This is a genomic window from Amycolatopsis sp. MtRt-6, from assembly GCF_017308975.1.
In the GTDB taxonomy this organism is placed as follows: Bacteria; Actinomycetota; Actinomycetes; order Mycobacteriales; family Pseudonocardiaceae; genus Amycolatopsis.
The window spans coordinates 128,310-146,094 of record NZ_JADWPD010000026.1; the positions used below are offsets into that span (position 1 = coordinate 128,310).

At 72.0% G+C, this 17,785-nt stretch carries 9 protein-coding genes; 4 read left to right on the forward strand and 5 right to left on the reverse strand.

Going from position 1 to position 17,785, the window contains the following annotated elements; genetic code table 11:
* Positions 1-63: 63 nt before the first annotated feature.
* Complete coding sequence (locus I4Q55_RS34865) at positions 64-4,680, reverse strand: DUF6531 domain-containing protein (RefSeq protein WP_206794201.1); 4,617 nt, start codon at positions 4,678-4,680, stop codon at positions 64-66.
* A 245-nt stretch (positions 4,681-4,925) separates the two neighbouring features.
* Here I4Q55_RS34865 and I4Q55_RS34870 point away from each other — a divergent pair, with 245 nt between their 5' ends.
* On the forward strand, positions 4,926-6,539 hold the full coding sequence (locus I4Q55_RS34870) for a long-chain fatty acid--CoA ligase (protein ID WP_206794202.1): 1,614 nt from the start codon (positions 4,926-4,928) through the stop codon (positions 6,537-6,539).
* A gap of 4 nt (positions 6,540-6,543) precedes the next feature.
* Here I4Q55_RS34870 and I4Q55_RS34875 read toward each other — a convergent pair whose 3' ends face one another.
* On the reverse strand, positions 6,544-8,232 hold the full coding sequence (locus I4Q55_RS34875) for a GAF domain-containing protein (protein ID WP_206794204.1): 1,689 nt from the start codon (positions 8,230-8,232) through the stop codon (positions 6,544-6,546).
* 145 nt (positions 8,233-8,377) lie between these two features.
* Here I4Q55_RS34875 and I4Q55_RS34880 point away from each other — a divergent pair, with 145 nt between their 5' ends.
* Entirely contained in the window at positions 8,378-9,760 is a 1,383-nt protein-coding gene (locus I4Q55_RS34880; protein ID WP_206794207.1) for an MFS transporter, read from the forward strand.
* Between the two features lie 5 nt (positions 9,761-9,765).
* Positions 9,766-11,367: a tannase/feruloyl esterase family alpha/beta hydrolase gene (locus tag I4Q55_RS34885; RefSeq protein ID WP_206794209.1), complete on the forward strand. Its 1,602-nt coding sequence runs from the start codon at positions 9,766-9,768 to the stop codon at positions 11,365-11,367.
* Here I4Q55_RS34885 and I4Q55_RS34890 read toward each other — a convergent pair.
* From I4Q55_RS34890 to I4Q55_RS34900, 3 genes are all read right to left on the reverse strand, one after another.
* Entirely contained in the window at positions 11,348-15,004 is a 3,657-nt protein-coding gene (locus I4Q55_RS34890) for a glycoside hydrolase family 3 C-terminal domain-containing protein (RefSeq protein ID WP_206794212.1), read from the reverse strand. The two genes, I4Q55_RS34885 and I4Q55_RS34890, sit on opposite strands and share 20 nt — an antisense overlap.
* Before the next feature lie 221 nt (positions 15,005-15,225).
* A complete protein-coding gene (locus tag I4Q55_RS34895) occupies positions 15,226-15,555 on the reverse strand; it encodes an L-rhamnose mutarotase (RefSeq protein WP_206794214.1) in 330 nt (109 codons plus the stop codon).
* 46 nt (positions 15,556-15,601) lie between these two features.
* On the reverse strand, positions 15,602-16,360 hold the full coding sequence (locus I4Q55_RS34900; RefSeq protein WP_206794216.1) for a FadR/GntR family transcriptional regulator: 759 nt from the start codon (positions 16,358-16,360) through the stop codon (positions 15,602-15,604).
* A gap of 154 nt (positions 16,361-16,514) precedes the next feature.
* Between I4Q55_RS34900 and I4Q55_RS34905 the strand changes: the two genes are divergently transcribed.
* On the forward strand, positions 16,515-17,783 hold the full coding sequence (locus I4Q55_RS34905; RefSeq protein ID WP_206794218.1) for an ABC transporter substrate-binding protein: 1,269 nt from the start codon (positions 16,515-16,517) through the stop codon (positions 17,781-17,783).
* Positions 17,784-17,785: the final 2 nt, after the last annotated feature.

The window sequence follows — 17,785 nt, forward strand, 5'->3', positions numbered from 1 at the left end:
GTCACGCGTGATGCCCCTCCAAGCACGTGAGATGCCCGGTGGGACACGCCTGGTGGCGCTACCTCAGCGCTTGGTGCGGTCCCAGATCACCACCGGCGGTGCGTCCGGGTAGTCCGTGTCGTGTGCGATGACCTTGTCCACCTTCGGGTTGTGGCGCAGGATCGGGAACTCGTCCATGTCGAACACGTTGTTGGGCCGGCGCGAACCCAGCTCGTCGCCCTGGCCCGGCCAGCCGCTGGACTTGCCCGGGGTGTTCGGCAGGGCGATGTGGACGTCGCCTTCCGCGTTGTGTGCCAACGCCTTCGACGCGTCCTTCCAGACCTTCTCGCCGTTCGGGTGGTTGTCGGCGAACTTCGGCATCTCGACGCCGTTGTCCTTCAGGATTCCTTCGAGCGTGTTGCCGCCGTTCTTCTTCGCCAGGTCGATCGCCGGGTCCTCGATCGAGCCGTGGTACTTCGAGTCGGAGAGGGGCTTGCCGGTCGCCGGGTCGACGACCGAGTCCTTGATGTGGCCGCCCGACCAGAACCAGGACTTGTCCTTGCCCGGCGCCATCATGTCGTTCCACTTCTCCGAGAACTTGGCGTACTGCTCGTCGGTCATGTTGTGCGGGCGGATCTTGCCGTCCGGGTCGCGGAACTCGTCGAGGCCGTCCGGCTTCTTGGAGCCGGGCGGGAGCTTGCCCGCGTCGCCGCCGCCCGCCGGGTTGTCCGGGGACTTCGGGCCGCCCGTCTTGCCGCACGGGCTCTGCGTCAGGCCGAGCGGGTCGCTCCGCAGGTGCGGCTGCTCGACGTAACCCACCGGGTCGGATGCCGCCGCGAGGCCGAGCGGGTCCTGGCTCAGGTAGCGGCCCGTCCGCGGGTCGTAGTAGCGGTAGACGTTGTAGTGCAGGCCGGTTTCGGCGTCGCGGTACTGGCCGGGGAAGGCCAGCGGCATCGGCGCGGTACCCGGCGTCGACGGCAGCAGCTCGCCCCAGAAGCTCGTCCGCGCCTGCCACTCGACGCCGCCGTCCGGGCCCAGCAGCTCGGTCGGCGTGCCGGCCGGCGACGTCACCACCGTGTGGAACCGCACCTCGGCGCCTCGCTGCTCGACCTGGACCACCGGCCGGCCGTCGTCGGGGTGCCGCTCCCAGGTGAGCACGCGGGAAGACCCGTCGTCGGTCAGCTCGATCTCCTCGACGAGCTCGCCGCCGCTCCAGACGAACCACGTCTCGGTGGTCTTCCGCGGCGCGCCGTCGTCGCCGAGGATCCAGCGGCGCTTGGCGAACCGGCGGCCGAGCGGGTCGTACAGGTAGGTCCAGAACGACTCGTCCGGGCCGATCGCGGCGACCAGCCGGTCCAGCTCGTCCCAGACGAAGCGCCACCCGGCGGTCCCGGTCACCCGGCCCTGCGGGTCGTGGCCGTACCGCGTCCCGGCCGGCGGCACGAGCCGGCCCGCCGCGTCGTAGGTGAAGCGCTCGACGCCGTCCGGGGTGACCACCTCGGCGACGCGGCCCGCCGGGTCGAACCCGAACCGGACCGGCCGCGTGTCCTCGATCGCGGCGAGCCTGCCGTCCGGCGTGTAAACGTAGCCACGCCGGCCCACGCCGGCGATCGTCTGCTCCCCGAGCCGGTCGGCCGCGTCGAAGGACTGGCGCAGGACGACGTCGCCGTCGACCGCCCGAGCGATCTCGCGACCGGCTGCGTCGTACTCGAACGTGACCTCGTGCCCCGCGATGCGCAGTGACGCCGGCCGGTCGCCGTCGTAGCGCCACTCACTGTCCACACCGGACAGTGAGGTGCGGTGGACACCGGCGGCGTCGTAGGTCCAGCGCACGCCGACGCCGTTGACGGTCTCTTCCCGCACCCGCCCGCGTTCGTCGCGCACGATCTGCAGCACCGACTCGTTGTTGATCGCGTACTCGAGCTGCCCCAGCGCGTCGTAGGCGTACCCGGTGACACCGGTCGCCGTCCGCCGTTCGACGACGTTGCCGAGCGTGTCGTAGGCGTACTCGGTGACTTCGCCGAGGCCGTTCGTCATCCGCCGCAGCTGCCCGGCCGCGTCGTAGGCGTAGGTCAGCCGGCGCCCGTCGAAGTCGGTCTCCTCGACGAGCCGCCCGGCGGGGTCGTACGTGTAGCGCCAGGTCTGGCCCCGCGGGTTGGTCACGGCGGCCAGCCGCAGTTCGGCGTCGTAGCTGTACGCCGTGCGCGCGCCCGCCGCGTCGAACTCCTCGATCGGCAGGCCGAACGGGCCGTACGTGCGCCGGGTCGTCCGCCCGGCCGCGTCGCGGTGCTCGACGACGCGGCCTTCGCCGTCGTGGCGCCAGCTTTCCCGCTCCCCGTCGGGGCCGATCCGCCAGGAGCGCCGGCCCTCGGCCGTCCAGCCGAGCCGGGCCGCGCCGCCGGACGCGGTGTGCACCAGCCGCGGCCGGCCGAAGGGGTCGCGGTCGCCCGGCCGCGCCGCCGCGGTGATGACCGGTTCGTCGCCGAGGGGGTCCGCCGGGCCGTCGACACGCAGCCGGGTCGAGACGCCCGGGAGGGCGGCGTGGGGATCGGCCGCCGGGGCCACGGCCCGCGCGTCGCCGGACCGCAGCTCCACCTCGCCCGTCCCGGCCGGCGCCAGCCGCACCACGGAACCGTCCGGCCGCGTCACCGTCGTCAGCACGCCGTTTTCGTAGCCGTAGAACGTGATCCGGCCCAGTTCGTCGGCCTGCGAAAGCAGGTCGTCGTAGCGGGTCCACGAGTACCGGCGCGTGTGCCCGAGCGGGTCGGTCCGCTCGACGAGCTGGCCCGCCTCGTTCATCCGGTACGTCCAGGTGTGGCCCGTCGCGTCGGTGTAGCGGGTGGTCCGGGCTTCGGTGTCGTAGGCGAACGTGCCGTTGAGGTAGCGCTCGGCGCCGACGCTGCGGACGCAGCGGCCCGCGGCGTCGTAGACGTAGCGGTACCAGGTGCCGGTGCGGTCCTGCCAGCCGACGATCCGGTCGTCGACGTCGTAGTCGAGGTTCACCGGGCGCCCGGTGAAGCCGGCGATCTGGGTCAGCTGGCCGAGCCGGTTGTAGCCGTACCGGACGACCGGCGCGCCGCCGGGCACGCCGAGCGCGACGATCCGGCCGCCACCGGTGCCGACGCCGATCTCGGTGCCGTCGTCCCGGCGCAGCAGCCGCGGCGCGCCGCTTTCGTCGTGTTCGATCGTGGTGCGGGAGCCGCCCTGCTCGATGACCGTCAGCGGCAGCACGCGGCCGGGGGAGTCCGCGAACACCAGGTCGCGGGCGCCGGTCGAGAGCCGGTAGCCCCCGGCGGTCCGGCGCAGCGGGTGGCGCGGGCCTTCGATCGGCAGCACGGGCCGGTCGCCATCGGGTCGCGGGTACACGAGGACCATGCCGTCCTCGGCGAAGAACCGCAGGTGCTCGCGGTCGGCTTCGAGCCGCTGATCCAAAGTGGACGCCCACGAGCGGCCGAACCACCGGCCGGCGCGGTAGGCCGACAGGTGCGTGCGGGAGAGTGTCAGGTCGCCCGCGTCGCCCGGCAGGGTCAGGTCGACCTGCCGCAGCACGACCTCGCCGGTGGCGACGTCGACCGGGTCGGAGACGCAGACCTTCTTGTCGTCCGGCACCGCGCGGTCCCGCGGGCCGTCGCCCTTCGGGTCGCCCTTGGGCTTGCCGCCACCGTCGGCGCCGCCCTTCGGGGTACCTCCGGGCGGGTCGGCCTTCGGCGGCGGGGTGTCGGCCGGCGGGTCGCTCTTCGGTGGCGGGTCCGCCTTGGGCGGGGGATCGGCCTTGGGCGGCGGGTCCGCCTTCGCGCCCGCCGCGCTGGTGCTGTCGTCACCCTTCGGCGGCGGATCGGTCTTCGGCGGCGGCGCGTCCGGATCGCCCTTGCCGTTGCCCTTCGGACCACCGATGTCCTTCGGCCCGCTCTTGATGTCGGTGTGCTTCGGCGGCGGCGCCGCCTTACCCGGCTTGATGTTCCGCAACGCCTTGGCCGCGTCCGCGAACAGGTCACCGGCCCGCTTGAGCAGCGGCATCAGTGCCTTCAACGCCGTGACCAGGCGCTTCACCAGATCGGCGATCTTCGACGCGGTCTTCGCCACCGCGTTGATCACCTGCGGCACCACCCACGTCATCCCGATCCCGAGCGTGAACACCACCTGCAACGCCCAGCTGATCAGATGCCCGATCAGCTCCGCGATGATGTCCCGCACCAGCGCCCGCACCGCCGCGACGACCTCACCAGCGGTCTTCACCCCGCTGGAGGCGCCTTCGCAGCCTTTCTGCGCGGTCTCCAGCAACGTCACCGTGTCCTGCGCGCGCTGCCGATAGGTGTCCGCGGCGGCGCCGGTCCACGAGGAGACGTCGGTCTTGACCATGCCGGTCAGGTCCGCGCCGACGCTGCCCAGCTCGGTGGCGATGTTCTTCCACGTCTCCGACTGCGCGGCGATTTCGTCGGCGTTGCCGGTCAGCCCGTTGAGCGCCTCCTTCAGCGGCCCGACGTGCTCGATCAGCCACCCCACCCCGGCAGCCAAGATCGCCCCGAACGGGTCCATCGCCATCGACAACGCATCCAGCGCCGTCCCCACCGCACCCAGCGCCACCGACGCCCAGTCGCCACTCTCGATGGCCGACTTCAGATCGTTCGCCGACTCCAGCAGCGAAATACCCGAGTACGCCTTCGTGGAATCCTTGGTCTCCGCCACCAACGGGTTCGCCACTGCTCGACCTTCTTCTCGCCGGGTCCTGGCGACAAAATTAGCAGCGCCCGATCGTGCCGAGCCGGCGCCGGAACCCCGCTGCCCGAAAAGCCACGATCGCTGTCCACGGCGGGCAACGGCCGTCCGGCGTGGAGGTGATCACCACCGAAGACGGCCGACGAGTGGGCGGTTCTGACCTCTCCGCGGCGTCGAGGCCGCTCTTAAAGTCACTCGCGACGGAAGGTTCCCCGACCGGAAGAGGCGCCATGGACGGGCTGATGCAGCCACGGCCGCTCACCCTCGCCCACCTCCTGGAGCGTGCCGAGCGGCTCTACGCGCACAAGGAAGTCGTCACGGCCGGCGGCGAGCGGCTGACGTACGCCGAGGTGGCCGCCGGGACCCGGCGCCTGGCCACCGCGCTGGACGAACTCCGCGTCCCGGCCGGCGCCCGCGTCGCGACCTTCGCGAGCAACCACCGGCGGCACCTCGAGCTGTACCTGGCCGTGCCGGTGACCAAACGGGTGCTGCACCCGATCAACATCCGGCTCCCGGCGGACCACCTCGAGTACATCGCCGAGCACGCCGAGGACGACGTCGTGTTCGTCGATCGCGCGCTGCTGCCGCGGATCTGGCCGAGCGCCGACCGTCTGCCGCGGGTGCGCCACTGGGTGGTGCTGCCGGACGACAGCGGCGAGCCGATCCCGGCGGACCCGCGCGTCCGGCACTACGACGATCTGGTCTCCGCGGCCGCGCCCGGCACCGGCTCGTTCGAGGACACCTTCACACTCGCGGACGAGCACCTCGCGTCCGGGCTTTGCTACACGTCCGGGACGACCGGGCGGCCCAAGGGCGTGCTCTACAGCCACCGCTCGACGGTCCTGCACGCCCTGGGAACGCTGGCCGCGGGCCTGATCGGCCTGTGCGAGAGCGACGTCGTGCTGCCGATCGTGCCGATGTTCCACGCCAACGCCTGGGGCCTGCCCTACGGTGCGATGCTGGCGGGCGCGTCCCTGGTGCTGCCCGGCCCCTCCGCGGACCCGGACCACCTGCTGGGGCTGATGGCGGCCGAGCGGGTCACGGTCGCCGGGGCCGTCCCCACGGTCTGGACGAGCCTGGCACCCCGGCTGCGGGACCACGACCTGAGCGCCACGCGGTTCCTGCTCGCCGGCGGCTCGGCCGTCCCGCCGGCGCTGTCGGAGACCTACCGCGCCGCGATCGGCGTGCCCCTCACGCATTCCTGGGGGATGACCGAGGTCAGCCCGGTCGGCGCCATCGGCGGCACGCGCACCCAGCACCGGGACGCGCCCGTCGCGGAGCAGGTGGCGGTGCGGGCCGCCCAGGGCCAGCCGCTGCCGCTGGTGAACCTGCGGATCGTCGACGTCGAGACCGGCCGGGAGCTGCCCCGCGACGGCGACGCCGTCGGCGAACTGCAGGTCGCGGGCCCGTGGGTGGCGGGCGGCTACTACCGGGTCGACGCGGACAGCAGCTTCACCGCCGACGGCTGGCTGCGCACCGGCGACCTGGCCACCCTCGACGCCGACGGCTACCTGCGGCTGGTGGACCGGATGAAGGACCTGATCAAGTCCGGCGGCGAGTGGATCTCCTCGGTCGAGCTCGAAGGCGCGATCACCGCCCACCCCGACGTCGTCGAAGCGGCGGTGATCGCCCGCCCGGACCCGCGGTGGATGGAACGCCCGGTGGCGTACGTCGTGCTGCGCGAAGGCAGCGAGACGACGGCCGAAGATGTCTTGACGCACCTCACACCGTTGGTCGCGAAGTGGTGGCTGCCCGACGAAGTCGTGTTCGTGCCCGCCCTGCCGAAGACGGGCACCGGCAAGATCTCGAAGAGCGCCCTGCGCGGCTCGGCGCGGATCGCCTGAAGCGTCAGGACTCGAGCGCCCGGAGCTGGTGCAGCCGGAGCCCGAGCTGTAGTTCCAGGTCGTTCTCGTACCGCCAGCCGGAGCCGAGCACCGTGCCGGCCCGGTCCAGGCGCTTGAGCAGCGTGTTGACGTGCAGGTGCAGCGCGCGGGCGGTCGCGGCGACGTTGGCGCGGTGGGCGTAGTACGCGCCGAGCGTGCCGACCAGGTCCGTGCCCCGCTTCCGGTCGTATTCGAGGAGGGCGCCGATCGACCCGGCCAGGAACCGGTCGAGCTCGCCGGCCCGCTCGGGGTCGAACACCATGGCGTACAAGGCATACCGGCGGGTGGTGGCGCCGCCGTCGGTGTGCCCGAGCGCGCGCATGACGGCGCCGCAGCGACCGGCGAGGGAGAAGGCGCGGGCCCAGTCGTGGCCGCTCGCCCGTTCCCCGACGACGATGGCGGGACCGCCCAGCGTCCGCCGCAGTCTGCTGTGGACACTCGCGACGGTGGCCTCGTCGTCGGCGGCGGGCAGGATCACCGTGGCCCGGCCCAGGTGCTCGCCGGCCAGCCCGGCGCGGTCCCGGGCGATGTCGTGCAGGTGCCGCGCGAGGTCGGCAGGCGGCACCGCGGGGGAGTCCGCGACCACGACCAGATCCAGGCGGTCGACGTCGATGCCGCGCGCCCGGGCGCGGGCGCGCTGGGCCGGTCCGATCCCGGGACTGCCGACCATGAGCTCGGTCAGCAGCTCGCCGCTCAGCCGTTCACCGGCTTCGGCCACGGCCCGCTCCTTGAGGATGAGCAGCCCGAGGATGTGCGTGGCGCGTTCGAGGGTCCGCAGGTCCGTGTCGTCGCCGGTGCCCGGCGGCCGGCTCCACACCAGCGCGCCGAGGTAACTGTCGCCCGCCTGGACGGCCGCCACGCTGTGGTCGGTTCCGTCGGCTCCGGCCGACGTCGTGCAGCGGCCCGTGCGGTGGGCCTCCGCGACGGCGCCGGCCAGGTCTGTCCCTTGTGGACTCTTTGTCCGGCCGAGGAGCGTGACGGCGCCGCCCAGCTGGTCGGCCAGGTGCTGCGCGACGTCACCCGGCGTCCCGCCGTCCAGCACGACACCGGTCAGGGCTTCGTGGATCGCCTGCGCCCGCTCGATCTTGCGGTACGCGACCCGCAGCTCCCGCAACGCCGTCCGGCTCTCCTCGTAGAGCCGCGCGTTGTCGAGGGCGACGGCCGCGTGGTCGGCGAAGGCGTTCAGCAGCGCGATCTCCTCGGCCTGGAAGGACCGTTCGGAGCGGTCCGCGGCGAACAGCGCGCCGACGGCCTCACCGCGGATGACCAGCGGCACGCCGAGCAGCGCGACCAGGTCCTCGGTGACGACCAGGCGGTCGAAGTCCGGGTCGTGCCGGATGCGCGTCGAGGTGGCGTAGTCGCGCACCCAGTGCGGGCTCTTGGACGCCAGCACCTTGCCGCCGAGCCCCACGGTGGCCGGGATGGTCGCGGCGAGGAACTCCGCCGAGATCGTGCCCTCCGACGCGCGCGCCGACAGCCTGCCATCCGCGCCGACCAGCGAGAGGTAGGTGAAGTCGGTGCCGATCAGGTCGTGGGCGTGGTGGACGATCGACTGCAGGACCTCGTCGAGCTCGCCGAGGGCGGTGAGCGACTTGACGGTCGCGTACAACGACGCCAGCTCGCGCTGCCGACGTGGTTCCGCCGTGCTCGTCACGGGACGCCCTCCTTGGCGTGGGGGTGGGCGAAAGACCCACCGCTGCGGCGGGAGGAGTGGGTGGTCCACACCTCAGCCCGCAGCGTAACCGCGTCCTAACATCACCGCCATCACCAGCCGGCGCTCCTCGACGAAGGCGGCACCCATGGCCATTCCGCTCACCCAACCCGACGGGCAGTCCGGCACCGGGGTGCCCGCGGCTCCGCGCCGGGGCTTCCGCAAGCTGCTCGCGGCCGGGCTGATCGGCAGCTCGATCGAGTGGTACGACTTCTTCCTCTACGGCACCGCGGCCGCGCTGGTGTTCCCCAAGGTGTTCTTTCCGGAGGCCTCGGCGCTGACCGGGACCCTCCTGGCGTTCAGCACCTTCTGGGCCGGGTTCGTGGCACGGCCGATCGGCGGCGTGCTCGCCGGGCACCTCGGGGACAAGTACGGGCGCAAGCCGGTGGTCGTCGCGTGCCTGGCGCTGATGGGGGCGGCGACGTTCCTGATCGGCTGCCTCCCCGGCGCGGCGAGCGCCGGCGCGCTGGCCCCGACGCTGCTGGTCGTCCTGCGGTTCCTCCAGGGCCTCGCGGCCGGCGGGCAGTGGGGCGGCATCGTGCTGCTGCTGACCGAATCCGCCAGTCCCAAGCAGCGTGGCTTCGCCGGGACGTTCGGGCAGACCAGCGTGCCGGTGGCGGTGATCCTGTCCAACCTGATCTTCGTCGCGGCCAGCGGCGTGCTGCCGGACGCGGCCTTCCTCAGCTGGGGCTGGCGCATCCCGTTCCTGCTCAGCGTCGTGATGTTCGGCGTCGTGCTCTACATCCAGGCCAAGGTGGAGGACACGCCGGAGTTCCGGCAGCTGCGGGAAGCGTTGGCGGACAAGGAAGGGCCGGTGGTCCGGGCGCCGCTGGCCCAGGTCCTGCGCCGCAAGTGGGGGACCATCCTGCTCGGCTGCGGGCTGCTGTCGGCCACCAACAGCCTGTTCTACGTCAGCATTTCCGGGCTGCTGAGCTACGGCACCGGCACGCTCAAGCTGCAGCGCGACGCGCTGCTCGCGGTCGTGCTGCTCGGTTCCGTGGCCATGCTCGCGACGATCCCGTGGTCCGGGCACCTCTCGGACAAGGTGGGCCGCCGCCCGCTGATCCTCATCGGCGGGCTCGGTGTCGCCGGGTGGGCCTTCCCGTACTTCGGGCTGGTCGGCACCGCGTCGCTGCCGCTGATCTTCGTCGCCGTGACGGTGGGGTTCGTGTTCCAGTGCCTCACCTACGGCCCGATCGCGAGCTTCCTCGGCGAGCTGTTCGCGCCCAGTGTCCGCTACTCGGGTGCGTCGCTGGCCTACCAGCTGTCCGCGATCGTCGTCAGCGGCGGTACGCCGTTCCTGATGACGGCGCTGATCGCGGCGGCCGGGAGCACGTGGCCGGTCGCCGGCTACATCACGCTGATGGGGCTGATCACCTTCGCCAGCGCGTGGTTCCTGCCCGAGACGAACCCCGCCGAGGTCCGCGCCGATCCGCACGCCGTCCCGGGCGCGCACCTGCACGGGAAGTGACGGCGATGAGGAAGGCCGTCGTGTCGGCCGCCGTGGTGCTGGCGGCGAGTGTGCCCGGACCGGCGCTGGCGTCTCCTGCCACGCCGGACTGCGCCGGGCTGGCCGGGGTGCGGATTCCGGCGTCGGTGATGAGCCTGCCGACCTCCGGCGGGATCGTGACGGCGGCTTCCGCCGGTGACTCCTGCCGGGTGGACGCCGACCTGTTCCCGGTCGACCCGGCCGCGCCGGCGATCAAGCTGCGCGTCGCCCTGCCCCGCGTCTGGAACCACAAGGCGCTGATGTTCGGCGGCGGCGGGTTCAACGGGACGATCCCGGACGTGACGGCGAACGTGCCCTTCGGCCCCGCCGACCGCCCGGCACCGCTGGCCCGGGGGTACGCGACCTTCGCGAGCGACTCCGGCCACCAGCAGAACCCGGCGTCCCCGCCCTCGCTGGACGGCTCGTTCGGCATGAACGACGAAGCCCTGGTCAACTTCGCCGCGGGCGACGCGGTGAAGAAGACGCGGGACGCGAGCCTGTTCCTGATCCGGCGGGCGTACGCGGCCACGCCCGCCGAAGTCTTCTTCGCCGGTGGGTCGACGGGCGGCCGCGAGGCGCTGGTCGTCGCCCAGCGGTGGCCGACGGCGTTCGACGGCGTGATTTCCGCCTATCCGGCGTGGAACAACCTCGCCGAGATCCTGGACCTGGGGTACCTGGCGCAGGTGCTGTCGCGCCCGGGTGCGTTCCCCGGTCCCGCGAAGCAGACGCTCCTCTACGACAGAGTCGTTGCCGCGTGTGACGGCCTCGACGGTGTCGCGGACGGAGTCGTTTCGAATCCGGGCTGCCGCTTCGACCCGCGCGTGCTGCGCTGCCCGGGCGGGACGGACACCGGCCCGGCGTGCCTGTCGGACGCGCAGATCGGGGCGGTGACGGCGATGTCGTCACCGTTCGAGTGGCCGTACCGGATCGCCAGCGGCGAAACCGGGTACCCGGGCTTCCCGTTCCTGTCGGGGGCGGACATGCGAACGCCGTTCCTCGGCTTCGGCACCACCGCGCCGGCCGACCCGATGCCGGCGACCAGCGGCTACGGGATGCAGTACTGGGACCAGTGGGTCAAGTACTTCCTGACCCGCGACCCGAGCCGGAAGGCCCTGGACATCGATCCCCGGCGCCCCGGAAAGTGGCTGGACCGGATCAGCGCGTTGTCGCTGATCGAGGACCGCAACAACGCGGACCTGCGCCCGTTCGCCCGCGCCGGCGGCAAGCTGATCCTGCTGCACGGCGCCGCGGACGAGCTGGTGTCGCCGTACTCGACGAGCGACTACTACGCGCGGGTGCGCGCGGTGGCAGGTCCTTCGCTGACCGACGCTTTCCTGCGCTACTACGTCGTTCCCGGCGCCAACCACGCCAACTTCGGAACACCGGCGTTCGCGGCGAGCTGGGACTCGCTCTCGGCGCTCGAGCGGTGGGTGGAAACCGGCCGCGCGCCGGTGGGGCAGGTCGTCACCGACCTGGCCCACCAGCGTTCGCGGCCGTTGTGCGCCTACCCGGGCTGGCCCCGGTACCGCGCGGGCGACCCGGACAGCGCCGCCAGTTTCGGCTGCTCGCTCAGCCGATGGCCATGGTGAAGATGTGCATCGCCGTCGTGCCCATGTTGGCGCCGTCGCTGATGTCCGGCAGGGTCAGGTACTGGACCGTCTTGCCCGGCTGCAGCGGGATCGGTGCGTAGTACAGGCTGACCCGCTGGTCCAGCCGTCCGTTGCTGTTGTTGAGGTACGGCAGCGTCGTGAGGATGTCGCCGCCGGTGGCCGCGTTGGCCCACCAGTCCGCGAAACTCACCGTGTGGGACTCCGTCGTCCCGTCCGTGTACGTCACCGTGGCCGTTCCGCTCGGGCTGCCGTAGTCGCCGGCGCCGATCAGGCCCAGTGTCTTCCCGGAGCCCGAGATCGCGATCGTCTGGCCGCCGGCCGGGCCGCCCGCGACCACGTTGTCCGGTTCACCTGGCCGGACGTCCGGCCAGGTGAACGTCAGCCCGTTGTGGGTGAACGTGGCTCCCGGCGTCAAGCTGGGCGTCGCCGCGGCCAGGGCCTGGGCCGAGAAACTGGCGTTGCCGCCGTCCAGGTTGCCCGCGCCCGGGGTGGCGTCGTCGCTGATGCCCACGTTGTTGTACGCCGCCGCCAGCGACGGGTACGGCGGGCGGGGCAGCAGCACGGTGTGCGCGTCCACCGCGGTGCCCCGCCCGTTGGCGGAGGTGAACACGGCCTGCGCCGAGACGTCGAACTTGCCGGGCTGCGCCGAGGCCGGCACGCCGATCTCCCAGGTGGTGCTGACCGTCTGCCCGGCGGGCACGGTCGCGAAGGCGGAAGGTGAGGTGGCCTTCGCGGTCCAGCCCGTGGGCACGCTGAGCGTCAGGGCCACGTCCCGCAGCGGCCGGGCACCGGCCGGGTTCGGCAGCGTCGTGGTGGCGGTGTACGTCGTCCCCGCCTGCACCTGCGCCGGCGCGCTGAGCGTGAACGGCTGCTCGACCACCACCGGTGTGCTGCCGGTGACGCCGTCGACCGTGACGCTGATGGTCGCGACGCCGGGCGCCACCATGGTCACCTGGCCGGTCCGGCTCACCTGGGCCACGCGCGGATCGCTGCTGCGGTAGCCGATCCGGGCCCGCGAGAGGTCGGCGAACGACTGGTCGTCGCGCACGGCCTCGACGACGCGGTCGGCCGGGACGTGCTGCGCGGCCTGCGGCGTGACGTCGGCGATCCACGGGTTCTTCGCCGTCAGGTCGAGGCGCTGACCCGGCGTGAACACGACCTGGCCGGGCTGCACGGTCACGTACCGCGTCTTCGGCTTGAGGGCTCCGGTGACGGCGACCGCGGCCGAGCCGGCGAGGTGGCCGGAGTCGGCGCCCACCTCGAACCGGTACGCGCCGGGGTACACGACTTCGCGGCGCTTCCCCTCGTCCCAGAAGGACAGGTCGCTGATCCGCACCGGGAAGGTCACGTGCTGGGTCTGGCCCGGAGCCAGCACCTTCGTCTTCTTGAAGCCGGCCAGGCGATGGCGCGGCAGCTCCACGCCGGGCACCCCGAACGCCGTGGCCGCGTATAGCTGCGCGACGGTGGCGCCGGGCGTGCTGCCGGTGTTCGTCACGTCCGCGTGCACCGTCACCTGGCCGTTCGCGTCGACGGCCTTGGTGTCCGCGTGCACGCGGGAGTAGGCGAACTTCGTGTAGGAGAGGCCGTAGCCGAACGGGTACGCCGGCGTGCCGGTGAAGTACTGGTAGGTGCGGCCGAGGCCGCCGGTCTGCGACGGCGTCAGCCCGTAGTTCTTCATCGCGGGCAGCTGCGAGTCGTCGGCGTACCAGGTGAAGTTCAGGTGCCCGCTGGGGTTCTGCCTGCCGAACAGCACGTCGGCCAGCGCGGTGCCCTGGCTTTCGCCGTTGTAGGCGCTGAAGACGATGCCCGGGATGCCTTCGGCATGGCCGAGGGAAACGGGACCCGCCGACTGGACGGCCAGCGCGGTCCGCGGGTTGCCGGCCGCCTTGACCAGGTCGATCAGCGAGTCGTAGTTGCCGGGCATGGCGATGGTGGTCCGGTCCCGGCCCTCGGTGGCCACGTTCCCGTCGGTCCCGGCGAACACCACGACCAGATCGGCCGTCTTCAGCGCGGCCAGGGTTCCGGCCGAGCAGCTCGCCGCCGTGGTCGTGCCGGTCGAGGTGCCGCACGCGTCGAACGTGACCGTGGCGTCCGGGCGGGCGGCCTTGACCGCGGCCGTGATGCCCTGTACCGCGTTCACCTGCAGCGTGGGCTCGCCGGAGTAACCGCCGAGGGTGACCTTGTTCGCGAGGTCGCCGACGACGACCACGCTGCCGAGCTTCGCCGGGTCGGCGGGCAGCAGCGGTGCCTTGGTGCCCGGGACGGGGTCGTTCTTCAGCAGCACCAGCGAGTTCGCGGCGACCTTCGCGGCCAGCGCCCGGTGCTCGGCGCTCTGGATGACGTCCTTGGTGATCTTCGTGTAGGCCACGCGGTCCGGCGGGTCGAACTCGCCGGTCCGCATGCGCGTGGTGAACACGTGCACCAGCGCGTTGTCGAGCACGCCTTCCGACAGCACCCCGGCCTTGATGGCCTCCTGGATGTTGGCGACGGTGGCCTCCGCGCCGGTGCAGTTGAGCTGCGTGCCGGCGCGCAGCGCGTACGCCTGGCCGCCCGCGGCACCGGAAACCTTCTGGCCGGTGGCGGTGTTCGTCCACTGCGTCCCCGCGCCGGCGGTGGCCGTGGTCCAGCCCGGCGGCGCCCAGTTGTGGCTGCCCGGCGCGTAGATGTCGCCGACCGCGCCGCAGTCGGAGGTGGTGTAGCCGTCGAAGCCGTAGGTGCGCTGGGCGATGGCGTTCGCGGTGTACGTGTCGGCCGGCGCCGGCGTGCCGTTGATGGCGTTGTACGCCGTCATCAGGCCGGAGACGCGCGCGTCCTGGATGAGGTGCCGGAACTGCCGGGTGTAGTAGTCGCGGATGTTGGTCTCGGTGGTGTCGGAGGAGTCCGCGTGCCGGTCGTTCTCGACGTCGTTGAGCGCGTAGTGCTTGGCGGTGGCGGCGACCTTCAGGTACGGCGTCATCGGCCGGCCGTCGGGCGTCTGCCCCTGGTAGCCGTTGACGAACGCGCCGGCCATCTTCGCGACCAGGTACGGGTCTTCGCCGAAGCCTTCGTCGGTGCGGCCCCACCGCGGGTCCCGGTCGAGGTTCACCGTCGGCGCCCAGTAGGTGAGGGAGCCGTAGTTGTTCTTGTCCGGGCCGATGTTGTTCTGCCCGACACCCCACAGCGACTTGTCCAGCATGCCGCGGGCCTCGTCGGAGATCGCCGTGGTCTCCTGGTGGATCAGCTCCGGGTCCCAGGACATCGTGCTGGCCAGGTTGGTCGGGAAGCTGGTGGCGTGCACGCCACCGGTCGCGGCGCCGTCGTCGGTGTTCGCGCCGAGGGTGTTGAGGCCGTGCTGGCCCTCGCTCCAGTAGGTGTACTGCTGCACGCCGAGCCGCGGAATGGCCGGCGCGCTGTTGGTGCGCAGCTGCAGCACCTTTTCGGGCAGGGTCATGCGGGCGACGAGATCGGCGGCCCGCTCGGCGAAGCTGTAGTGCGTGTCGCGGTAGACCGGCAGATCGGCCGGTGGCGCGGGGGCTGCCGAAGCGGCGGGGACGAGCGTGGCCGCGGTCATCGTCACGGCGAGCAGGGGAGCGGCGGTGAGCCGCACCCGCCGCCGGCCGGGGAAGCGCAAGGACATCGGATCTCCGTCGCAGAAGGTCGGATGGGCCGGGTGCTCCGGTGCGTCACCGGCCGGTTCGCAGGCTGGTCCGTGACCATCGTTCGCAGGAAATCCGGTTCTGGCAAGCAAAGCACGGCCACCGCGGCGTCACCGCAGGCCAAAGCCCCGGCGGCGGCTGAAAATTTCACCGCCGGCGGCAGGGGCATGAGCGGTTCCTGGCCGCCCGCACGGGAAACCCGTCAGGGCGACAGGTGCCAGACCTCGTCCATGGGCGTCCACCAGGCGCCGCCTTCGCGGGCGGAAAGCGACTCCTGGCACGGGTCGGTCAAGGCCCACCAGCGCTGCGTCTCGGGGTCGGCGGCGATGCGCGCCTGATCGGCGTCGTGGTCTTCGCCGACGTATTCGTAGTAGCCGAAGAGCAGGTCGTCGTGCAGGAAGATGGTGAAGTTGCGGATGTTGGCCTCCCGCAGCTTCGCCTCCACCCCGGGCCAGACCGCGGCGTGCAGCCGCAGGTACTCCTCGCGCCGCTCCGGGCGCAGGCGGATCAGCATGCCGTAGCGCTGGGCCATCGAACTCCTTCTCTGGGGAAACCTCTGGGGGAACGCGGAACCGTGGTCATCGCTCGAGGCGGGCGAGGTCGCCGGACGCGGGGCGGCGGGCCAGCCACGCTTCGGTGATGTGGTCGAACATCGCCTTCGCCGCGCCCTCCGGGTCGCCGGCCGCGATCCGCTCGTAGATCCGGCGGTGTCCCTTGTTCGAGGCCACGCACAGGGCACGCTCGCTGGGGCCGACGTACCGCGCGGTGTTCACCACCTGGTTCTCCAGCGCGCGCACGACGCCGCGGGCGAGGCGGTTGCCCGAGACCTGCATGATCGTGTCGTGGAACGCGAGGTCCTGCTCGCGGTAGGCCACCGGGTCGTCGACGAGCTCGTCCATGAGGTCCACCAGCTCGCGCAGCCGCTCGACGACGTCGGGGCCGGCGGTGCGGGCGGCGACCATGGCCATGTCCGATTCGAGCAGCCGGCGCGTCACCACCAGGTCGTCCAGGACGGCCGACGTCTCGTCCTCGGCGATCACCGCCGCCAGCACGAGCTCGTCGAGCATGTTCCACAGCGACGACGGGTTCACCACCGTGCCCGCACCCTGCCGGACCTGGACCAGGCCCTTCGCCTGCAGTAGCTTTACGGCCTCGCGGACCACCGTGCGGCTCACCGAGAAGCTCTCGCACAGCGCCGGCTCCGAGGGCAGCGACGTCCCGGGCGGGTGGACGCCGCGCACGATCCGGTCCACGAGTTCGGCGGTGACCGCGCTCCCCAGGTTCGCCGGGCGGCGCACCCAGTCAGGGGCGGCGGGTTGCCGGTCTGATGCCGTCATCGTTCCTCCGGTCGTACCGGCGCCGACCTGCGTCGAACGCACGGGAGAAGTTTACACAGTTGCAGCGTTGACGTCATACGTCATACGAGTTACGTTTCTGCGCACTGTGCCGGGCCACTCCCCGTCCGGCCACCGTCTGGAGAAGTGAGCAGCGATGAAGCAGCGCACACTAATCTCGGCCGTACTGGCGACGGCGTTGGCGTTGACCGCCGGGTGCGGAAGCGCCGCCGGCCCGGCCACCCCGTCCGGCGACGCGAGCGGCAAGCTCGTGGTCTGGGACTGGAAGTCCGGCGACGCCAAGGCCGCCGGCTACGTGGCGAAGGCCAAGGCCGAGTTCGCCAAGCAACACCCCGGCGTCACGGTCGAGTTCGTGGCCCAGCCCTATGACCAGTACTACACCCTGCTGGGCGCGGCGATCCAGGCCAAGCGCGGACCGGACGTCATGCTCTTCAACGGCGGCGGCCAGATCCGCGACCGGGTCGCCGACCTCGAGCCGCTGGACTCCTACGTCGCCGACGACCGGTCGCGGCTCAGCGGCTGGGACGCGTTCAGCAAGGACGGGAAGGTCTACGCCGAGCCGGTCACCCTGCAGGGCCACCCCCTCTACTACGACAAGGGGCTCTACGAGAAGGCCGGGCTGAACCCCGGCGCCCCGCCCCGCACGTGGGACGAGTTCGTCCGCGACTGCGGCACCATCTCGGCCAAGACCGGCGCGAAGTGCTTCGCGCTGGGCAACAAGGAAGGCGCCGGCATCCAGTTCTGGCTCTCGGCACTGGGGTCGGCGAGCCTGACGCCGCAGGAGTACACCGACTGGATCGCCGGCAAGCGCACCTGGACCTCGCCGGACGTCAAGCGGATCTTCGAGCTCTGGAAGCAGGTCAACGACGCCGGGCTCAACACCGAAGGCCCCAACTCCACCGCGATGTTCAACGACGCGTTCGCGCTCTTCCAGTCCGGCAAGGCCGCGAACGTAATCGGCCTGATGTCCGACGTCGGGCACTGGAAGGACTTCGCCGAGTTCCTCGGCGCGGACAAGGTCGGCGTGATGACCGCGCCGCGCGTCAACCCGGCCGCCACGCCGAGCCTCCCGTACGACGGCGGAATCGGCTACGCGGTGGCGAAGGGGACGAAGGACCCCAAGCTGGCCGCGGACCTGGTCCGGGCGCTGAGCTCGACCGACGCCCTGAAGTCCTTCTACGCCGACAGCGGCGCGATCGCCGCGGACACGTCGATCGACGTCTCGGCGGGCGGTCCGGCCGTGGCGACGATCGTCTCGGAGGTCAAGAACGGCAAGCCCGCCCTGCACGTCGCGCTGTCCTCGAAGACGCTCGACCTCATGGGCCGGCTCTCGCAGCAGCTGCTGAGCGGGTCGATCGGGGTCGACGAGGTGCTGCAGCAGCTGGCCGCGTCGGACCGGGGCTGACG

What these genes read in the sequence shown, in the direction of transcription:
- I4Q55_RS34870 (WP_206794202.1), top strand. Translation starts at nt 4,926, where the DNA reads ATGGACGGGCTGATGCAGCCACGGCCGCTCACCCTCGCCCACCTCCTG.
- I4Q55_RS34880 (WP_206794207.1), top strand. Translation starts at nt 8,378, where the DNA reads ATGGCCATTCCGCTCACCCAACCCGACGGGCAGTCCGGCACCGGGGTG.
- I4Q55_RS34885 (WP_206794209.1), top strand. Translation starts at nt 9,766, where the DNA reads ATGAGGAAGGCCGTCGTGTCGGCCGCCGTGGTGCTGGCGGCGAGTGTG.
- I4Q55_RS34890 (WP_206794212.1), bottom strand. Translation starts at nt 15,004, where the DNA reads ATGTCCTTGCGCTTCCCCGGCCGGCGGCGGGTGCGGCTCACCGCCGCT.
- I4Q55_RS34895 (WP_206794214.1), bottom strand. Translation starts at nt 15,555, where the DNA reads ATGGCCCAGCGCTACGGCATGCTGATCCGCCTGCGCCCGGAGCGGCGC.
- I4Q55_RS34900 (WP_206794216.1), bottom strand. Translation starts at nt 16,360, where the DNA reads ATGACGGCATCAGACCGGCAACCCGCCGCCCCTGACTGGGTGCGCCGC.
- I4Q55_RS34905 (WP_206794218.1), top strand. Translation starts at nt 16,515, where the DNA reads ATGAAGCAGCGCACACTAATCTCGGCCGTACTGGCGACGGCGTTGGCG.